Raw genomic sequence first — 1,052 nt, forward strand, 5'->3', positions numbered from 1 at the left:
ATCCTTCCGAATGCCTTGCCGTCCCGACACTCTCGCTTCGACGCTATCGCGCCATGTGCCTTTGAGCAACAGCCGGCTTGAGACGCTGGTCGTTGTCGTTCTTGGCCTTGTTTGCGGGCGAACGGTGAATCTGAGCCACATCGCCGGACATTTCCGCGGCCCGGCGCGTCTTGCCTCCAACTATCGGCGTCTTCAGCGCTTCTTCCAGTTCGTTCGGCTCGACGAGGACTGGCTGGCGCGCACGCTGGTGGTGCTGCTGAACCTGCGCCCGCCCTTCCAGCTGTGCCTTGACCGGACCAATTGGAAGCTGGGCGCCAAGGACGTCAATCTGCTGGTTCTGTGCATCGCGGCGCGTCGGGTTCGCATCCCCATCCTGTGGACTGTGCTTGATGATGGTGGTGGCAGCAGCATGCAAGATCGCATGACGCTGATGGAGCGCTATCTGGCGATCTTCGACGCCGCCTCGATCAGGATCCTGCTCGCCGACCGGGAGTTCATCGGGAACCAGTGGTTTGAATTCCTTGTCAAAAACAACATCCCCTTTGCCATCCGCGTGAAGGAGAACCTTATTGTTATCCTTGAGGACGGCCGCGTCGCATCGCTTGCCTCGCTCACGAGACGCAGGCCAAGCCGTCGCCAACTGGCCGTCCACAAGGGTCGTTTTGAAGGCATGCAGCAGCGCTTCGCGGGCACGCTTTGCTTCGCCGCCAAACGGCGCAACGACGGCACGATGATCATCATCGCTACCAACTGCGAGCCGAACGGCGCCTTGGCCGCTTACAAAAGGCGCTGGCAAATCGAATGCCTGTTCGGCGACACCAAGACACGCGGCCTCAACATGGAAGACACCAAGCTGACGCAGCCCGCCAAGCTGAGCCTGCTCATGGCTGTTGTCGCTCTGGCCCTGGCATGGGCGCATGCCTGCGCATCCGCCACCAAGGGTCACGCCAACATCGCCCGCGCAAGCCATGGATACCGTCGAAAGTCGTGGTTCAGAACCGGCTTTGATGCCCTGCGGCACTGGATCGCCAGCCATCCCGACAGGGCCTCGG

The 1,052-nt window shown here is 61.5% G+C and carries 1 protein-coding gene; it reads left to right on the top strand.

The features are described from left to right. Positions 1-10: 10 nt before the first annotated feature. On the top strand, positions 11-1,052 hold a 1,042-nt coding region (locus G6N73_RS35830), incomplete at its 3' end, for an IS4 family transposase (RefSeq protein ID WP_165034568.1).

Source organism: Allomesorhizobium camelthorni (assembly GCF_011045125.1).
Taxonomy (GTDB): Bacteria; Pseudomonadota; Alphaproteobacteria; order Rhizobiales; family Rhizobiaceae; genus Allomesorhizobium; species Allomesorhizobium camelthorni.